Below are 18,560 nucleotides of genomic sequence, written 5' to 3'. Positions count from 1 at the left end.
AAATGTATTTTGCTTAATAAAGATTAAAAAAGAAAATGTTTAATTTAATGTCATTATTAGTACATTTTAAGACTATACTTTTCTGTAAAATTTAGCAGGACTTCCGTACCATATTTCATCATCTGGCACATCATGTCTAACCTGAGAACAAGCTCCAATTTCTACATTAGCACCAATAGTAACAGCTGGCATAATAACTACATTTGCTCCAAATTTACTATTGCGTTTTAATACACCAGTTTTCTTAGTCTCGTTTTGGTTAAGGTTTGGAGTATCTGTTACTACAAAACCGTATTTCATAATAACATCATCTTCTACAATTGTATTTGCAGATAATGTACAACGGCTTCCCATAGAAACATTGTTTCCTAATTTACAATTATCTCTAATTTCGCAATAAGATGTAAAACTACAATTATCACCAACTACAGCATTCTTACCTACTTTTGTATAGGTACCTATTTTAGTATTAGATCCTATTTTAGAATTATTTAAAACCATTGCATAGTTTTCGATAATTGTATTATCTCCAATTTCTACGTTGTCTTCAATAACACAAAAGAATCCTATTTGAACATTCTTTCCTATTTTACTACTTTTAGATATATAACTTGTATTCATATTATTTAATTAAAAGGCTTTGGAGCTCCTTTAGGTTTATTTTTATAATTTTCTCTTTTAAGAACTTTAGCTGGTATGCCCGCTAAAGTACAAAATTCTTCATCAAAGTTTTTGTTTACCATGGCTCCTGCGCCAACGATAGTATTATGAGGGATTTTAATGTTTGATGATATTATAGACGCACTTCCCAAAAAAGTTCTATCACCAATTTCTGCATTACCTGCCAAACTAACATTATTCGCCATATGCACATTTGTACCAACTTGTGCACCATGTCCTATTTTAGTACCATGGGCAATAACAGTGCCTTTACCTATGCATGTGTTTTCAGACAAAGAACCTTTTACAATAGTAACATCTGTTGCAATATGGCAATCTGCTTCTACAATTACGCCTCCTAATTGTGGTTGCATAATTCTATTTCCATCTTCATCCCAAATCCAAGCCAAACCACTTGCACCAATACAACTATTGCTATCTATAAACACTTTATCGTTTATTTCTGTATTGTTATAAATTACAACATGACTATTTAAAACCACATTATCTCCAATAACACATTTTTCTAAAACACAATAAGGACCTATATATACATTATTTCCTATTACAGCATCTTTATCAATAATTGCTGTTTCATGAATATTAGTTTTTCTCTTTTCTGCAAATACTCCACACAACTTATAATGTGTTAATTGCGGATTAGTTACCGAAATACTAATGTTGGTAGCGTTTATAGATTCGTTTTTTGCTTCCGAAGTAAAGATTATACTGTTATTAATATTAGAAATATTAATATCTCCCATAATAAAATATATTCCGTTTTCTATTACATTCTTTAAGCTTGCTGGCTTGTAAGATGTAATAGTATTTGTAGAATTTACTTGAAATGGAATACTATTCGTTTCTAAAAAACTTATAATTTGATCTAATTTCATTTTATAGTACGTTTAGCATTTTAAAAACAATAGACTTTACCTGAGATTCTTTTAAATCATAATAAAGTGGCAAACACATTATTCTATTAGAAATATCTTCGGAAATTGGCATAACATCGCCATTAACGTAATCGATTGTATTTAATGAAGGATTAAAGTAACGTCTTGGAAATATATTGTTATTATTCAGCTCTTTTATAACCTGAAGTAATTGCTCTTCAGACTTTAAAACTACTGGTATATAAGAATAGTTATAGTCGCAATTACTTTCTATTTTTTGAAACTTAACTTTTCCTTTTAATTCTTTTTTGTATAATTTATAAAGCGTCTCTCTTCTTTCGAAAATAGAATCTATATAAGGAAAAACAGCTAATCCCATTGCTGCTTGCAGCTCACTAATTTTAGCATTTACACCCAATCCATGAAAATCTGTAGCTCCTTTATGTCCAAAATTATGATGATAGTATAACTTATCAAACAAGGCTTTATTTTTTGCAAATAAAGCACCGCCTTCACCAGTATGAAATATTTTAGTAGCATGAAAACTACACGTACTTACATCGCCGTACTCGAAAATAGATTGCCCTTTATAGCTTACACCAAAGCAATGTGCAGCATCGTAAATAACTTTTAAATTATGCTTTTTTGCTATTTTTTCTATAGCATCGATATCGCAAGGATTCCCAAAAACATGTGTAGCTAGTATTGCAGAGGTATCTGGAGTTATTGCACTTTCTATTTTTAAGGGATCTATATTAAACGTATCGATATCTATATCTACAAATACAGGAGTGCAACCTTCCCAAATAATACTAGAGGTGGTTGCAACATAACTAAAAGGAGTTGTAATAATATCTCCTTTTAAACCTAAACATTTAATAGCTATTTGTAATGGCAACGTTCCATTTGTGGTAGCAAGAATATTAGTGATGTTATATTGGCTTTTAATTTTATTTTCTAATTCTAAAACCAATTCGCCTCTATTGGTTATCCAACTTTTATCCCAAGACCTACTAAGTATTTTTTGATACTCGCTTTGCTTAGGCAAAAAAGTTTTGGTAACATTAATTCTTTCGTTCTCCATTTATATTTATCGATCCATAAAATAGTATAAACAAAACTACATAATTTTTTTTATTATATGGCGAAATCATTAGTATTCAAAACATAAACGCTCATATATTTATTATCTTTGCATACTCCAAAATTAAGGCCAATATGTCTCAAGAAATAATGAAAGAAGAAATAGAAAAAGCTTTAGAAGTTTTAAAACGCGGTGGACTAATTTTATATCCAACAGATACTGTTTGGGGAATTGGTTGCGATGCGACAAACGCTGAAGCGGTACAGAAAATATATAAACTAAAACAAAGAGCAGATAATAAGGCACTAATTTGTTTAGTGAATAACTACAGCATGTTAGAAAGACATGTTGATAATGTACCTAAAATGGCATATACTATTTTAGATATTGCAGATAAACCTACCACAGTTATTTACGATGCTCCAGCTGGAATTGCTGAAAATTTAGTAGCAGATGATAACACTTTAGCAATAAGAATTGTAGATCACGATTTTTGCAAAAGAATGATTAGATATTTAGGGAGACCAATAGTTTCTACATCTGCAAATCTTGCAGGAAAACCGACACCTAAATCCTTTAAAGAAATAGATGAAGTGATTTTAAAAGGTGTAGATTATGTGGTAAATTTGCATAGACAAAAGAATGGAGGAAACCCTTCAACTATTATAAAATTAAGTAATAGTGGTGGTGTAAAAATTATTCGTGAATAGCTAGTTAGTAAAAATAAAATGAATTACAAAGAAGCACTAAACCACACTATTTTTAAAACAATTTCCAAATCTGCTGCCGAATTAAACTTGGACAGTTATGTTATTGGAGGTTTTGTTCGCGATTATTTATTAAAACGTGGTGATGCAAAAGATATAGATGTAGTTGCCATTGGAAGCGGAATTGCTTTAGCAAAACAAGTAGCTAAAAACCTTCCCAACAAACCAAAAGTTCAAGTTTTTAAAACGTACGGAACTGCAATGCTAAAACTTAACGATATAGAAGTCGAATTTGTTGGAGCACGAAAAGAATCTTATAACGAGAACAGCAGAAATCCTGTAGTAGAAAACGGCACATTACAAGACGACCAAAACCGTCGCGATTTTAGCATTAATGCATTAGCTCTCGATTTATCTGAAGCAAATTTTGGTGATTTGTTAGATCCGTTTAATGGTGTTCAAGATTTAGAGTACAAAATAATTCGTACGCCTTTAGATCCAGATATTACGTATAGCGACGATCCGCTTCGTATGATGAGAGCTATAAGGTTTGCAACACAATTAGGATTCACAATTGAAAAAGAATCGCTTGATGCTATTACAAGAAATAACGAACGTATTAAGATAATTACTAACGAACGTATTGTTGTAGAGCTTAATAAAATTTTAGAAAGCAAAACACCTTCTATTGGCTTTTTACTTTTAGAAGAAACAGGATTATTAAAATATATTCTTCCAGAATTAACAGCCTTAAAAGGCATTGATGAAGTTGAAGGACAAAAACATAAAGACAACTTTTACCACACTTTAGAAGTTGTAGATAATATTGCAAAACACACAAACGATGTTTGGTTACGTTGGGCTGCACTACTCCATGATATTGGAAAAGCACCAACAAAAAGATTTAGCAAAAAAGTAGGTTGGACATTTCATGCTCATGAATTTGAAGGCTCTAAAATGGTGTATCATTTATTTAAGCGTTTAAAAATGCCGCTTAATGAAAAAATGAAATTTGTACAAAAATTAGTATTTATGAGCTCGCGACCAATTGTCTTAGCTCAAGATATTGTAACAGATTCTGCCGTGAGACGTTTAGTGTTCGATGCTGGTGATTATGTAGAAGACTTAATGACGCTTTGCGAGGCTGATATTACTACAAAAAACCCAAAGAAATTTAACAAGTATCATAACAATTTTAAAATTGTTAGAGAGAAAATAGTTGAAGTTGAAGAGAAAGATAGCGTTCGTAATTTTCAACCACCAGTTTCTGGTGAAGAAATTATGGAAACTTTTAACATAAAACCTTCAAGAGAAATAGGCCTTATTAAAGAAGCTATAAAAGAAGCTATTTTAGAAGGAGACATACCAAACGAACACGAAGCCGCTTTTAATTTAATGTTAGAAAAAGGAAAAGCTTTAGGTTTAAAAATTTCAGATTAATTATGCTGAATATTATAAAAACAGATTCTGAAAATCCAGATTTTATTGCTCTAGTAAAAGCACTCGACAGTTACTTAAAAATTACTGATGGTGATGAGCATGATTTTTATAATCAGTTTAATAATATAGACGTTTTAAAACATGTTGTTATTGCTTACAAGGATAATATCCCTGTTGGATGTGGTGCTTTTAAAGCTTTTAACGATAATAACACTGCCGAAATTAAACGCATGTTTACAGTTCATAATTATAGAGGACAAGGTATTGCTCGCAACATTCTAAAAACATTAGAGCTTTGGGCTAAAGAAAGTGGTTTTTCAGCTTTAGTTTTAGAAACAGGAACTCGACAAGTTGAAGCTGTTTCATTTTATAAAAATTGTGAGTACAGTATTATTCCTAATTACGGACAATACAAAGACATGGAAAATAGTTTGTGCTTTAAAAAAATATTAGATTAATATGAAAAAGGATAACAAAAAAGTAATTTACTGGCTTTTTACTGGCTGTATTTTAATCTTTATCATGGTAATTGTTGGAGGTATTACTAGACTCACAGATTCTGGTTTATCTATTTCTAATTACAAATTAATAACAGGCACCATTCCTCCTATTGGAGAAGTAGAATGGCAAGAAGCTTTTGCATTGTATCAACAATATCCTGAGTTTCAAAAATTGCATGCCCATTTTACTATAGAAGATTTTAAAAGTATCTATTTTTGGGAGTGGCTACACAGAGTTATTGGTAGATTAATTGGTATGGTTTTTATCATTCCATTTTTATACTTTTTAGCGACTAAACAACTCACAAGAAAGACAATTAAAAAATGTATCGTCCTTCTTTTTCTTGGCGGTTTTCAAGGCTTTTTAGGCTGGTATATGGTAAAAAGCGGATTGGTAGACAAACCAGATGTAAGTCATTTTAGATTAGCAGCACACCTAACAACGGCATTCTTAACGTTTGCTGCAACACTATGGGTTGCGCTAGATTTAATATTCCCAGAAAGAAAGGCTATCGACAAAAAGTTTAGAAACCTTATAATTGTTGGTTATATTATATTAGTTTTTCAAATTATTTATGGTGCTTTTGTTGCAGGTTTAAAAGCGGGATTATTACATAACCATTGGCCTTTAATGAACGAAAGTAAATTTATGCACGAAACTGTTTATGTACTTAGTCCTTTTTATAAAAACCTTATAGAAAACCCAAGTGGTATTCAGTTTGTACACAGAACATTTGCCTACCTTGTAGTAATTATAATACTAATTATTTGGGTTCAATCTAAAAAATTAACACGTACAAATCACCAAATAAAAGGAGTTAACGCATTACTAATACTAGTTGGTTTTCAATTTTTATTAGGTGTTTTAACTATTATATACCAAGTCCCTTTATGGTTAGGTGTAGCACACCAAATTGGTGCTTTTTTCTTATTAAGCGCCATGACATTTACTTTACACAGATTTAGCAAGTAAGTATAAAAACGCATACCTTTGCAAACCTATTTTATATAATCATGATTTACAGATTTAGAGTCATTTTAGACAACGATACAGAAGAAGATATCTTCCGCGATTTAGAGATTAAAGAGACAGATACAATGGAAGATTTGCATAATACTATTACGCAGTCTTTTGGTTTTGATGGTACAGAAATGGCATCCTTTTATTTAAGTGACGACCAATGGAATCAAGGTGAAGAAATTTCTCTTTTTGACATGAGCGAAGGCATGAACGAAGTGCGTTTAATGAACGAAACGTCTTTATCGGACACTGTTCATGAAGCGCAAACAAAACTTATTTATGTTTACGACTTTTTAAGCATGTGGACATTTTATGTAGAACTTGCTGATATTGCCGAAGAAGATGAAGGTGTAGACTACCCGAACTTAATGTTTGTTCAAGGTCAAGTACCTGACGATGCTCCAGATAAAATATTTGAAGCAGAAAAAGACGAATTTGATGACGATTTCGATGTTAACGATTACGATAACTTAGATTTCGACGAAAACTGGAACTAAAGATCTTTTAGGTTCACATCTTCATAATTACGCTTTACAAACTGCAAAGCACTTTTTAGAATGTGTCCCATATTATCACTATTCTTAAACTTTACGTCTAACGTATGATCGTATATTTTACTTTTAAGTAACTCTATATTATCTTGCGTAGAAATAGTATCGTTTATCATACAATCTAAAAGCGCATCTATTCTATCGTGAAAGCTTATTAATCTTTTAGCTATTATAGAGCGCTCTTCCATTTTATATTGGTCTATAGATTCTTTTTGAAATCTACCAGAAACCAATTGCACCATTTTTAAATTCTCTTTAAAAAACTGTGGCCTATAAACGTTAAACTTGCCTTCGTAACATTGTTGATCGAAATCTATAGCACGAATATTGTAAATAACCTGATCGAAATCATGTGTTGGTACAATAACGTAATTATAAGCTCGCATATCGCCAAGTAACCTAATCATACAACGTTCGTTAAACTTTACAAACTCTTTCGCTATTTGCGACTTCTCTGCTGGAGTACAACTTGATAGTTTTTTTTCTATAAATTCATCGCCAGGAATTCCTGTAATATGTTCTTCTATAAGCGTATCTTTATACACCATAAAATTAAGATTATAAGGCGATAACATGTGCTCTAATTCTAAACCATAAATACGAGAAGCATCAGCTTTCTTAACATAAAAATAGGTGTAATTATCGTTTAATATGTTTCTAACTTTTACTCGAAAAGGTTTAGAATTACCAAAAGTGCAATAATCTACAGCATCTACATTTAAAAACGGAATAGTCTTTTCGTTACCATCACTATGCAATTTTGTATACACGCGTTTAAGACTTAAATCTATTTCTGCTCTATCTGAATCACTATAATACACACGAATCCAAAGTGTATCATTATCATCTTTATCGTAAACAGTAATAGAACCTTGAAACCTTAAAAGGTCATCATAATCCATAGAAGCACGTGTGTTTCTATTATACTCGTCTAAATAACCATGCAATCTTTTATTAATTGGATAAGACGGTTTTTTTCTGGAAATTTTTAAATCTTTCATAACTTTAAGAATTCTCAAATTTAGAAAATTAATACTTATGTTGTAACAAAAGTTTCCTAGCTTCGTCTTACTTTAAAACCATCTATACTAAGCCTTTATTTAAATACAGTTTAGTATCTAAAATCAATCATCTTGGAAACCATCCTTCAAATTAGCAATCTTACTAAAAAATACGGCAATTTAACTGCTGTAAAAAATCTTTCTTTCACCATTAAAAAAGGTAATGTTTACGGCATTTTAGGCCCAAACGGAAGTGGAAAATCTACAACCTTAGGGATTACACTAAATGTTGTAAATAAAACCAGTGGAGATTTTAAATGGTTTGATGGTACTATTTCCACGCATGAAGCATTAAAAAAAGTTGGAGCTATTATCGAGCGACCAAATTTTTACCCATACATGTCGGCCTACAAAAACCTCCAATTGGTTTGTAAAATTAAAGGCATAGACTATTCTAAAATAGACGAGAAACTAGAAGTTGTTGGGCTTACGGAAAGAAAACACAGTAAGTTTAAAACCTACTCTCTAGGTATGAAACAACGTTTAGCTATTGCTTCTGCCCTACTTAACGATCCAGAAATTTTAATTTTAGATGAACCAACAAACGGATTAGACCCTCAAGGTATTCATCAAATTAGAGCGATTATAAAACAAATTGCAAGTCAAGGTACAACTATACTTTTAGCTTCGCATTTATTAGATGAAGTTGAAAAAGTTTGTACCCATGTTGTAGTACTTAGAAAAGGAGAAAAGTTATACTCTGGTCGTGTAGACGAAATGATTTCTAGCGAAGGTTTCTTTGAATTAAAATGTGAAAATGAAGCCAAACTACTTCAGTTTTTAGAGCAACATCAATCAATAGAAAAAACCATAGAAAAGGATGGCTTAATTACTGCTTTTTTAAATGCTCCTTTATCTGCTTCAGAATTTAATAAACAATTAGTAGAAAGCGGTATATATATTTCTCATTTAGTGATGCGAAAAGAAAGTTTAGAAGAGCAATTTCTTCAGCTTACAGACAACAACTAAAAACTAATCCATTTTGCTGAATCTATTTCAGCACCAAAAACCATCACTGAAATTATTTCAGTATAAAACCAAAAGATCATGTTTAGACTTTTAAATATAGAATTTATAAAACTGTGGAATAATAAAGCAAGTAAGGTATTAATACTAGCATATTTTATTCTTTTATCCTCTATTGCATTAATTTCTGCTATAAAATTCGATTTCGGAATGTTTAAATTCCATTTAGCAGAACAAGGTATTTTTAACTTCCCGTACATTTGGCATTTTAACACATTTGTTGCTGGGTTATTAAAGTTTTTCTTACTAATTGTAATCGTGTCTATGGTTGCAAACGAGTACAGTAACAAAACCATTAAGCAAAATTTAATTGATGGTTTAAGTAAAAAAGAATGGATATTATCCAAAGTCTACACAGTAATTGTTTTCGCCTTAATTTCTACCGTATTTGTATTTGTTATCTCATTAATTTTAGGACTTATTTTTTCAAGTTATACAGAACCAAATATTATTTTTTCAGATTTAGAATACCTATTAGCCTTTTTTATTAAGCTCTTTGGCTTCTTCTGTTTAGGTTTATTTGCAGGAATGTTAATTAAGCGTTCGGCTTTTGCAATAGGTGCCATTGTTGTTTACTTTTTTGTTGAGTTTTTTAGTTACCTAATATTTAAAGGATTTTACAGAGAATCTGATATTGTAGATAACATTTACAACTTTCTACCTTTTAAATCACTTTGGAATTTAATAGACGAGCCTGGCTCTAGATTAGGTGCGGTTAAAGAAATAGCAAGTGTAGCTGGACAGGACTTAAGTTACGATTATGCTGTACATTGGTATGAGATTGCTATTGTGCTGGGGTGGTCTGCTATTTTTATCTACTTTTCTTATAAACTATTATTAAAAAGAGATTTATAATCTGCTTTATTTTAACATATAAGCTATAGATATGTTAAGCTTTTTACAATATCTTTGATAGCTATTGCTTATATGTTAAAATGAAAAAGATTGTATTACTACTAACCACATTTTTCTGTTGTGCATTCTCTAATGCCCAAAAAGAAGCCGCTAATTGGTATTTTGGCGATAATGCTGGTGTAAACTTTAATTTAGACACAAATACTGTTTCTGCTGTCAATAACGGTCAACTATCGACTGAAGAAGGTTGTACTAGTATCTCAGATTCTAACGGCAATTTACTTTTATATACAGACGGAAGAACTGTTTATAATGCTAACCATAACATAATGCCAAATGGTAATGGCTTAAAAGGAGATGCATCAAGTACACAGTCTGCTATTATAATACCAAAACCAAACGATCCTAATATATATTATATTTTTACGGTAGATTCTCCTTCATTAGATAATATAGATTATGGTTTTAATTTCTACGAAGTAGACCTAACATTAGACGGTGGTTTAGGTGATGTTGTAAATAACAATGGCACACAATTACTTTCCAATACATCAGAAAAATTAAGTGCTGTTTTAAAAGATTGTCAAACACAGGACGTTTGGGTAATTACTTATGCAAATGCTAATGGAACTTCTGATAATAACAACACTTTTCATGCATACGAAGTAACAAGCACAGGAGTTAATACCACACCTGTATCAACCACAATAGGAAATAGTATTAGCGAAGCAAGAGGTTACTTAAAATTCTCACCAAATGGAGAAAAATTGGTAAGCGCAAATGTTGGACAAGGTCTATTTCTTTATGATTTTGATACAGACACCGGGATTGTTAGTAATTCTCAAATTATTGGCACCAACATAAGTTCTCCAAGTGGAACACAACTACGTTCGTACGGAGTGGAATTTTCTCCAAATAATAATTTACTATATGTTTCTGCTTTTAATAACAATACAGATGCAAATAGTTTTGCAAACCAATATGGTGCACTTTTGCAATACGATTTAAACGCAACAAACATTGGAGTCTCTCAAATTATAATTGACGAAAGACAAACCTATAGAGGTGGTTTACAATTGGGGCCAGACGGAAGATTATATCGTTCCATGAGCAACTCATATAGTAATGGAAATCCTTTTTTATCTGTAGTAAACAACCCTAATCAACCTGGTTTAGCTTGTAATTATCAACACAATGCAATTACTCTAACAAACGATTCTAGACAAGGTTTACCTCCTTTTATTACTTCTTTTTTTAGTGAAGATATAGATATTATCCAAAATGGTACTAGCTCTACTAATTTAGCATTATGCACAGGTGACACTTACACCTTAATAGCAGATGATATTCCTGGAGCTATATACACCTGGACTAAAGACGGCTTACCTTTAGCTGAAAGCGATTTTGACCTAATAGTCTCAAGTAATGGCATATACAAGGTAGAAATTGAAGCTAATGGAGATAACTGTGGCCTACTTGAAGGAGAAGCTATTGTTACATATTTTGATATCCCTGTAGCTACTCAACCTGGAAATATTAATATTTGTGATGATAATAATGATGGTGTTTCGGATTTTGATTTCTCTGCACAAACAACCAATATTATAGACAGTCAAGACGCTACAGTTTTTAATGTAAAGTATTATACATCTATGGCTGATGCAACAAGTAATACCAATGCTATTAATGCTATTTATCAAAACACTAGTAACCCGCAAATTATATACGCAAGAATATACAATAACAATAATAGCGATTGTTTTGATGTTACCTCTTTTGAAATTAGGGTATTTGAAACTCCTATATTATCGGCTGATAATACAATAAATATTTGTGATAATGATGCTAATCCTATGGATGGACAAACTGCATTAACTTTATCAGATTATGATACTAGTATTCTTGACTCACAAGACCCAAATCAATTCACTATTACATATTATGAAACTCAAATAGATGCAGACACAGCTACAAATAACTATCCTAATAATTACATAAACCAAACACCTATAAACGAAACACTTTTTATTAGAGTTGAAAACAACAATAATTTAAATTGTTTTGTTACTGGAAGCATTAATTTAATAATTAATCCCATTCCAGAAGCCATTAACACAGATATTTACCAATGTGACGAAGATGGAACTGTTGATGGATTTACAGTTTTTAACCTTACACAAGCAAATGATGATATTACCGGAAATACTTCAGATAGAACGATACAATTTTATACTACACTTAACAATGCTCAAAACAACAGCAATGAGTTAAACGCTAATTCTTATACTAATATCACAAACCCACAAACCATATTTGTTAGAGTTAAAGATAATTTAACCGGTTGTTTTAACTATAGTGAACTTATATTAGAAACTAGTGACACGCAAATTAATAACTACACAGCACCACCTGCTTGTGACGAATTAGCGAGTGAAGATGGTTTAAACACTTTTAACCTAGACACTTTCTCAATAGATATACTAGCAGGCTTACCAACTGGATTAGACATTGCATATTATGAAAATGCTAATGATGCACTTTTAGAAAACAATCCTCTAAATTCACTTTACGAGAATACGACTCCATATGCACAAACTATTTACGTTCGTGTTGAAAACGATAATGCGTGTTATGGAATAAACGAAGTATATTTAACTGTTATTCCTAGACCAGAATTAGCAAATAATGAAACTATATTCTATTGCTTAAACAATTTTCCAAACACTATTACATTAGATGCTGGATTAAACGATAATGCTACAAATTATAGTTTTAGTTGGTCTAATTCAGAAAGTACCGAAACAATAGATATAAATACAATAGGTACTTATACAGTTACTGTTTCTAACAACACTACTCTTTGTAGTAGCACAAGAACTATTATTGTTGAACCATCTAATATAGCAACAATAGAAAATATTGAAATTATTGATGGTAGTCTAAACAATAACAGTATTGCCATCTTAACTAGCGGAGAAGGAGAATACCAGTATGCTCTAACAAATCAAGAAGGAATTACATCACCTTATCAAACTAGTAATATTTTTATTAATTTAAAACCAGGAATCTACAACGCAAGTATTAGAGATATAAAAAACTATTGCGGTGAAATTAATCAAGATATTTCTGTAATTGGTTTTCCATTGTTTTTCACTCCAAACGGAGATACAATTAACGATACCTGGCAGGTTTATGGTGTTTCAAATTTATTTCAGCCAAATTCCGAAATACTAATTTTCGATCGCTTTGGTAAACTTATTGCTCAAATAAAACCAAATAGTAAAGGCTGGGATGGCACATTTAAAGGCATACCTTTACCACAAAGTGATTATTGGTTTTCAGTAACTTTACAAGATGGTCGACAGTACAAAAAACATTTCACCTTAAAACGATAAATTATCTAATACCATTTTATGCTTAAGAAATCATTCATATTATTATGCTTTATTATGGTTTTAAGTGCCAAGGCTCAAAACCAAACAGCAAATTGGTTTTTTGGAGAAAAAGCAGGTTTAACTTTTAATAGCGGCTTCCCAGTAATAGATTCTAATGGCGAAATATCTACATCAGAAGGCTGCTCTACCATATCAAATAGTCAAGGTCAATTATTATTCTATACAGATGGAGTTACAGTTTGGAATAAAAACCACCTTGTAATGGTGAATGGAAACGATTTAACAGGTGACGATTCGAGCACACAATCTGCTATAATTATACCAAAACCAAATAGCACTAATATATATTACATTTTTACAGTAGATGCTAGAGCTGGTGAATATGGACTTAGGTATTCTGAAGTAGATATGAATTTAGCTAATGGTTTAGGGAGAGTAACTTCAAACAAAAACATTCTTCTAGAAGCTTTAACTACCGAAAAAATAACAGCAGTAGAAAATGCAGATGGAGAAAGCATTTGGGTTATTGCTCATAAATGGGAGAGTAATGAATTTCAATCTTATTTGGTTGATGATACTGGAGTAAATACCACACCTGTTACTAGCGCTGTTGGATCGGTATACTCTGGAGATATTAATAATACTATAGGCTATTTAAAAGCATCTCCTAATAGAGAAAAAATAGCTTGTGTAAAATCTTATACAAATAACGAAGTACAGGTTTTCGATTTTAATGCGGCAACTGGAGCAATTACAAATCCTATTACTATAGATAATTTTACTTCAGAAAACTTAGGCCCTTACGGATGCGAGTTCTCTCCAGATAGTAAGCTACTTTACATTACAGAAATAATTAGAGATAATGCAGACTATTCTAAAATTCACCAGTACAATCTTACTTTAGGTACACAGCAAAATATAATAAATTCTGATGTAATAATAGCTCAAGAAGCAGGCCTTTTAGGAGCACTTCAACAAGCATTAGACGGAAGGATTTATGTAGCAAAATCTAATGCAACAAGTATTTGTGTAATAAAAAAACCTAACGAAATAGGTCTTAGTTGTGAGTACGAATCTGAAACTATTTCATTAGGAGGTAGAATTTCTCGTTTAGGACTTCCTCCTTTTATTCAATCCTACTTTTTTGCAACTAATCTTTTTGAGAACACTTGTTTTGGAGAAACTACATTATTTTCCATAGATACTTCTACTATTATTGATAATATTAATTGGAATTTTGGAGATCCAGAATCAGGTATTAACAATAATTCTTCTAATGTAAATGCAACTCACGTATACTCTGCTCCTGGAACCTACAATATTACCATTACAATTGATACTCAAGGAGAAACACAAGTTGTATACAGAACTTTAACAATTGCAGAACAACCTCCTATTTTAAATATAGAAACACTAACAACTTGTGAAACCGAAGATCCAAATATAATTTTTGATTTAACAAGTAACATACCTAATACTATTTTAAACAATCCTGACTATTTTCTGTCTTTTTTCGAAACATTAGATGATGCGAATAACAACGAGAATAGTATTTCATTCCCTATAAACTATTCGCCTAACTCTAATAATCAATCTGTTTTCTTAAAAATAAATAATGCTAATGGAAATTGTTATAGTATTAGTCAAATGGAACTATCCGTTATTAGTAAACCATCTATAGAACCTTACGAAGAAGTTTCCTTTTGTGACAATGACGACAATGCACAAACAATAATAGATATTGGAAACCTTACTTTTCCATTAAGTAGTTACAGTTTTTTATGGATAGACTCCAACGAAACAACACCACAAATTCAAGTAAACCAAGAAGGTAGTTACACGGTACGTATTACTCTAAATTCGTCTATAACAACTATAAATCCAGAAGGATGTTTTGCAGAACGTATTGTACAAGTAAACTCTTCTGGAGTTGCTACAATTACAAATATTGAAACATCAGGAACAACTGCTACAATATTTACTACTGGCTTAGGAAATTATGAATATACTTTAGATAACCCTAATTTACCTTATCAAGCTAACAATGTATTTGTTAATATTAGCCCAGGAATTCATACCGTTTATGTAAAAGATGTAAACTACTGCGGTACAACCGAAGCACAGTTTTCAATTATCGATTTTCCAGATTATTTTACACCTAATGGAGATACTATAAATGATTTCTGGCAAGTTTATGGGATTTCAAAAGATTTCCAACCCAAATCTCTTATATACATTTACAACCGTTACGGAAAACTTATAACACAAATAAAACCAAATAGTAGAGGCTGGGATGGCACATTTAACGGCATTCCTTTACCGCAAAGCGACTATTGGTTTTCTGTAACCTTAGAAGATGGCCGTGAATTTAAAAGCCATTTCACTTTAAAACGTTAGTTATCACCTTAATCTTATTTAATAACAAAGCCCTATATACTATATGTTAGGGCTTTGTTAGTTTCAATTGTTATAATAATAGTAAATTTGCTTTCAGCAAGTATATTATTTCCTGACAAACTATCACTCAAAATTTAAAAAAAACTAAATGTTAAAGAATACCTTTAAAGTACTACTTACTCTTGTTTTATTATTTCAATATACTACTGTATTAGCACAACAACCAAACGATTGCGCTAATGCTCTTGTTGTTTGTGGTGATTCAGATGTTGTTTTAGATGTTAACGGAGCAGGAAATAACAGTAATGAATTCCCAGACTCATGTAGTAGTAATGAAAACAATAGTCTTTGGTTAGAAGTAACCGTTGTAACCAGTGGAACATTAGCCTTTACATTATCTCCAAATAGTACGGCAATAACTGAAGATTATGATTTTTTTATTTTTGGACCAAATCCTGTTTGCGGAAGTTTGGGAGCTGCAATTAGATGCTCTACCACAAATCCACAAGCCTCAGGGCAAGGAAATAACTTAACAGGCCTAAGTACCGCTGAAACTGATGTAACAGAAGGTCCAGGAGCAACTGGAAATAGTTTTGTAAGTGCAATTAATGCAACTACAGGAGAATCCTATTTCATAGTTATAGATCGACCTGTAGGTAATAGCCCTTTTAGTTTAGATTGGACAGGAACAGCACAGTTTAGTGAAGCTCCAACTAGTGAAACAGATCCAATAGGAGATGCTTTAGACATTACTATTTGTAATACAGGTAATTCTTCTTCATTTAATTTAGAACAAAACACACCTCTTATTATTGGTTCACAAACAGATGTAGAAGTATTCTATTACGAAAATGAAAGTGATGCAAACATTGGTATAAATGCTATAACAAGTCCATATTCAAACTTAACTAATGGACAAATTATATATGCAACTATTACAAACACAAATACTGGCTGCTTTACAATTCAAGATTTCAACTTATTTTTGGATCCAACACCAATAATAAACATGCCTCCAAACATTGAAGTATGTGATGACGACTTAAACGATCAAATAGAACTTTTTAATTTAGACTCTCAAACTAACACTATTTTAGGCACACAAGATCCTGCAGACTTCTCAGTTTCTTATCACGAAACTGCTGCAGATGCAGATTCTGGAAATAATGCCTTAGTAAGTCCTTTTCTAAATATTACAAATCCAGACGAAATATTTATTCGTGTAACACCAACTGCTGTTAACAACAGCTGTTATGTGTTTTCTTCAACACCTTTTAACTTAATAGTTAATTCTCAACCACAAGCAACAGCTATTCCTGATTATGGAATTTGCGATGCCGATGGAGATGGTTTTGCTGAATTTAATTTAACTACACAAGATACCGCCTTAATAAATGGGCAAACTAATGTTATAGTTTCTTATTTCTTGAATCAAACAGATGCTATAGCAAATAACAATGCTATTCCAAACCCAGGAACATACACAAATACAGATGTTAATATACAGGAAATTTTTGTGAGATTAGAAAACACAACAAGTACTTGCTTTACAACAACATCTTTTAATATTATAGCACAAGCACAACCCATAGCAACACCAATTCAAGATTACAGTATTTGCGATAATAATACAGATGGTGATGATACAAATGGATTTACAATATTCGATTTAACAACACAAAACGCAGCATTAATTAATGGACAAGCAAATACAACTGCTACCTATTTTGAAAACTTAATAGATGCGCAAAACAACACAAACCCAATAGCAGCACCTACTACTTTTACAAATACAACTGTTAATGGACAACCAATTTTTGTTCGTTTAGAAGGTTCGGCAGCAGACTGTTTTACTGTAACACAATTTAATATTGTTGTAGACGATTTACCGGAAGTGCAAAATGCAACTTTAGTACAATGTGACGAAGATGGTATTCCTGATGGTTTTACTGAATATAATTTAAATGAAGCAAATGAAAACGTAATGGTTAATGGTAATACTTCAGACTTTACCTATACACATCATTTAACTTTTGCAGATGCACAAGCTGCAGTAAATTCTGTAAATCCTAGTCCATTTACAAATACATCAAATCCTCAAACCATTTATGTTCGTGTAGAAAATACTACTACAGGATGTTTTCGTACTGCAGAATATGTTTTAGAAGTTACTGCTACAGATATTAATAATGCGGGATTAAACATCTGTGATGACGATTACGATGGTTTTGCTCAATTCACTCTTTCTAATGCTGATGCAACAATATTAGCTACTTTACCTCCAGGTTTAACTGTCGCTTATTATGAAACAGCAAATGATGCACAATTAGAAATCAATCAATTACCAGACTTATATACTAATACGGTTCCTTTTACACAAACTATTTTTATTCGTGTAGAAAACGCTAATGATTGTTTTGGTATTGCAAACATGAATATCACTGTAGACCCTCTACCACAAAACAATACTGTAAATAATCTTGAAGTTTGTAGCGATACTCCAACGCTTACAAATATAGATTTAACACAATTTAATGCTGAAGTATTAGGAACTCAGAATGCAACGAATTTTACAATTAATTATTTTGAAACACAAACTAATGCAGACAATAACACGAATGCATTAACAAGCCCATATACAAACTCAAATAACCCACAATCTATTTTTGTTAGAGTTGAAAACAATACTACTGGTTGTACCATTACTACTATTAACTTTGAAATAATAGTAAACATCAATCCCGAATTTGTTATCCCTACTCCATTAGAAATCTGCGATGACACAACACCAGATGGCATTAATGAGTTTGATTTAACCCTAAAAAACAACGAAATTTCAGGCGGTAATCCAGCATACGCTGTAACGTATTACTTTACGCAAGCTGATGCAGATGCACAAGCAAACCCATTAGTGAGTCCGTATACTAACGTTGTACCAAACATGCAAACTATTTATGTAGGTGTGCA

General features: G+C 31.6%; 14 protein-coding genes. 10 read left to right on the top strand and 4 right to left on the bottom strand.

The features are described from left to right. Positions 1-72 precede the first annotated feature (72 nt). Genes Q0935_RS15245 through Q0935_RS15235 form a run of 3 tightly spaced genes read right to left on the bottom strand, consistent with a single transcriptional unit; the run spans position 73 to position 2,640 of the window. Positions 73-621, bottom strand: a complete 549-nt coding sequence (locus Q0935_RS15245; protein ID WP_055435550.1) for a DapH/DapD/GlmU-related protein — start codon at positions 619-621, stop codon at positions 73-75. Between the two features lie 5 nt (positions 622-626). Continuing rightward, positions 627-1,556: a hypothetical protein gene (locus Q0935_RS15240; protein ID WP_299388107.1), complete on the bottom strand. Its 930-nt coding sequence runs from the start codon at positions 1,554-1,556 to the stop codon at positions 627-629. A 1-nt stretch (position 1,557) separates the two neighbouring features. Next, positions 1,558-2,640, bottom strand: a complete 1,083-nt coding sequence (locus Q0935_RS15235) for a DegT/DnrJ/EryC1/StrS aminotransferase family protein (protein ID WP_299251249.1) — start codon at positions 2,638-2,640, stop codon at positions 1,558-1,560. 134 nt (positions 2,641-2,774) lie between these two features. On the opposite strand from Q0935_RS15235, the gene Q0935_RS15230 reads away from it, so the two are divergent. From Q0935_RS15230 to Q0935_RS15210, 5 genes are read left to right on the top strand one after another with little or no spacing between them, the layout of a single operon-like run. Continuing rightward, complete coding sequence (locus Q0935_RS15230; protein ID WP_299251248.1) at positions 2,775-3,350, top strand: L-threonylcarbamoyladenylate synthase; 576 nt, start codon at positions 2,775-2,777, stop codon at positions 3,348-3,350. 18 nt (positions 3,351-3,368) lie between these two features. Next, entirely contained in the window at positions 3,369-4,787 is a 1,419-nt protein-coding gene (locus Q0935_RS15225) for an HD domain-containing protein (RefSeq protein WP_299388104.1), read from the top strand. Positions 4,788-4,789: 2 nt separating this feature from the next. Then, entirely contained in the window at positions 4,790-5,245 is a 456-nt protein-coding gene (locus Q0935_RS15220; protein WP_299388101.1) for a GNAT family N-acetyltransferase, read from the top strand. A 1-nt stretch (position 5,246) separates the two neighbouring features. Beyond that, complete coding sequence (locus Q0935_RS15215) at positions 5,247-6,260, top strand: COX15/CtaA family protein (protein ID WP_299251245.1); 1,014 nt, start codon at positions 5,247-5,249, stop codon at positions 6,258-6,260. 41 nt (positions 6,261-6,301) lie between these two features. After that, positions 6,302-6,805: a hypothetical protein gene (locus Q0935_RS15210; RefSeq protein ID WP_299388096.1), complete on the top strand. Its 504-nt coding sequence runs from the start codon at positions 6,302-6,304 to the stop codon at positions 6,803-6,805. Here the strand turns inward: Q0935_RS15210 and Q0935_RS15205 are convergent. After that, entirely contained in the window at positions 6,802-7,860 is a 1,059-nt protein-coding gene (locus Q0935_RS15205) for a hypothetical protein (protein ID WP_299388093.1), read from the bottom strand. The genes Q0935_RS15210 and Q0935_RS15205 overlap by 4 nt on opposite strands. A gap of 132 nt (positions 7,861-7,992) precedes the next feature. Here Q0935_RS15205 and Q0935_RS15200 point away from each other — a divergent pair, with 132 nt between their 5' ends. The 5 genes from Q0935_RS15200 to Q0935_RS15180 all read left to right on the top strand — a co-directional run. Further along, positions 7,993-8,889 carry an ABC transporter ATP-binding protein gene (locus tag Q0935_RS15200; RefSeq protein WP_299388089.1) on the top strand — a complete coding sequence of 299 codons (897 nt, stop codon included), beginning with the start codon at positions 7,993-7,995 and terminating at the stop codon, positions 8,887-8,889. A gap of 78 nt (positions 8,890-8,967) precedes the next feature. Further along, positions 8,968-9,801 (top strand): ABC transporter permease subunit, encoded by an 834-nt coding sequence (locus Q0935_RS15195; RefSeq protein ID WP_299251241.1) that lies wholly within the window; start codon positions 8,968-8,970, stop codon positions 9,799-9,801. A gap of 80 nt (positions 9,802-9,881) precedes the next feature. Further along, the gene (locus Q0935_RS15190; protein ID WP_299388085.1) at positions 9,882-13,196 is read left to right on the top strand and encodes a T9SS type B sorting domain-containing protein; all 3,315 of its coding nucleotides are present in this window, start codon (positions 9,882-9,884) and stop codon (positions 13,194-13,196) included. Positions 13,197-13,214: 18 nt separating this feature from the next. Next, positions 13,215-15,593: a T9SS type B sorting domain-containing protein gene (locus Q0935_RS15185; protein WP_299388082.1), complete on the top strand. Its 2,379-nt coding sequence runs from the start codon at positions 13,215-13,217 to the stop codon at positions 15,591-15,593. A 148-nt stretch (positions 15,594-15,741) separates the two neighbouring features. After that, the coding region (locus tag Q0935_RS15180; RefSeq protein WP_299388079.1) for a hypothetical protein at positions 15,742-18,560 on the top strand (2,819 nt) is incomplete at its 3' end.

It is taken from the genome of uncultured Lacinutrix sp. (assembly GCF_947500605.1).
Classification (GTDB): domain Bacteria; phylum Bacteroidota; class Bacteroidia; order Flavobacteriales; family Flavobacteriaceae; genus Lacinutrix.
The sequence above is the reverse complement of the archived record's forward strand: the minus strand, read 5'-3'. Positions and strand labels throughout refer to the sequence as shown.

Coding starts and splice junctions, on each gene's coding strand:
- Q0935_RS15245 (WP_055435550.1), bottom strand. CDS start 621: ATGAATACAAGTTATATATCTAAAAGTAGTAAAATAGGAAAGAATGTT.
- Q0935_RS15240 (WP_299388107.1), bottom strand. CDS start 1,556: ATGAAATTAGATCAAATTATAAGTTTTTTAGAAACGAATAGTATTCCA.
- Q0935_RS15235 (WP_299251249.1), bottom strand. CDS start 2,640: ATGGAGAACGAAAGAATTAATGTTACCAAAACTTTTTTGCCTAAGCAA.
- Q0935_RS15230 (WP_299251248.1), top strand. CDS start 2,775: ATGTCTCAAGAAATAATGAAAGAAGAAATAGAAAAAGCTTTAGAAGTT.
- Q0935_RS15225 (WP_299388104.1), top strand. CDS start 3,369: ATGAATTACAAAGAAGCACTAAACCACACTATTTTTAAAACAATTTCC.
- Q0935_RS15220 (WP_299388101.1), top strand. CDS start 4,790: ATGCTGAATATTATAAAAACAGATTCTGAAAATCCAGATTTTATTGCT.
- Q0935_RS15215 (WP_299251245.1), top strand. CDS start 5,247: ATGAAAAAGGATAACAAAAAAGTAATTTACTGGCTTTTTACTGGCTGT.
- Q0935_RS15210 (WP_299388096.1), top strand. CDS start 6,302: ATGATTTACAGATTTAGAGTCATTTTAGACAACGATACAGAAGAAGAT.
- Q0935_RS15205 (WP_299388093.1), bottom strand. CDS start 7,860: ATGAAAGATTTAAAAATTTCCAGAAAAAAACCGTCTTATCCAATTAAT.
- Q0935_RS15195 (WP_299251241.1), top strand. CDS start 8,968: ATGTTTAGACTTTTAAATATAGAATTTATAAAACTGTGGAATAATAAA.
- Q0935_RS15190 (WP_299388085.1), top strand. CDS start 9,882: ATGAAAAAGATTGTATTACTACTAACCACATTTTTCTGTTGTGCATTC.
- Q0935_RS15185 (WP_299388082.1), top strand. CDS start 13,215: ATGCTTAAGAAATCATTCATATTATTATGCTTTATTATGGTTTTAAGT.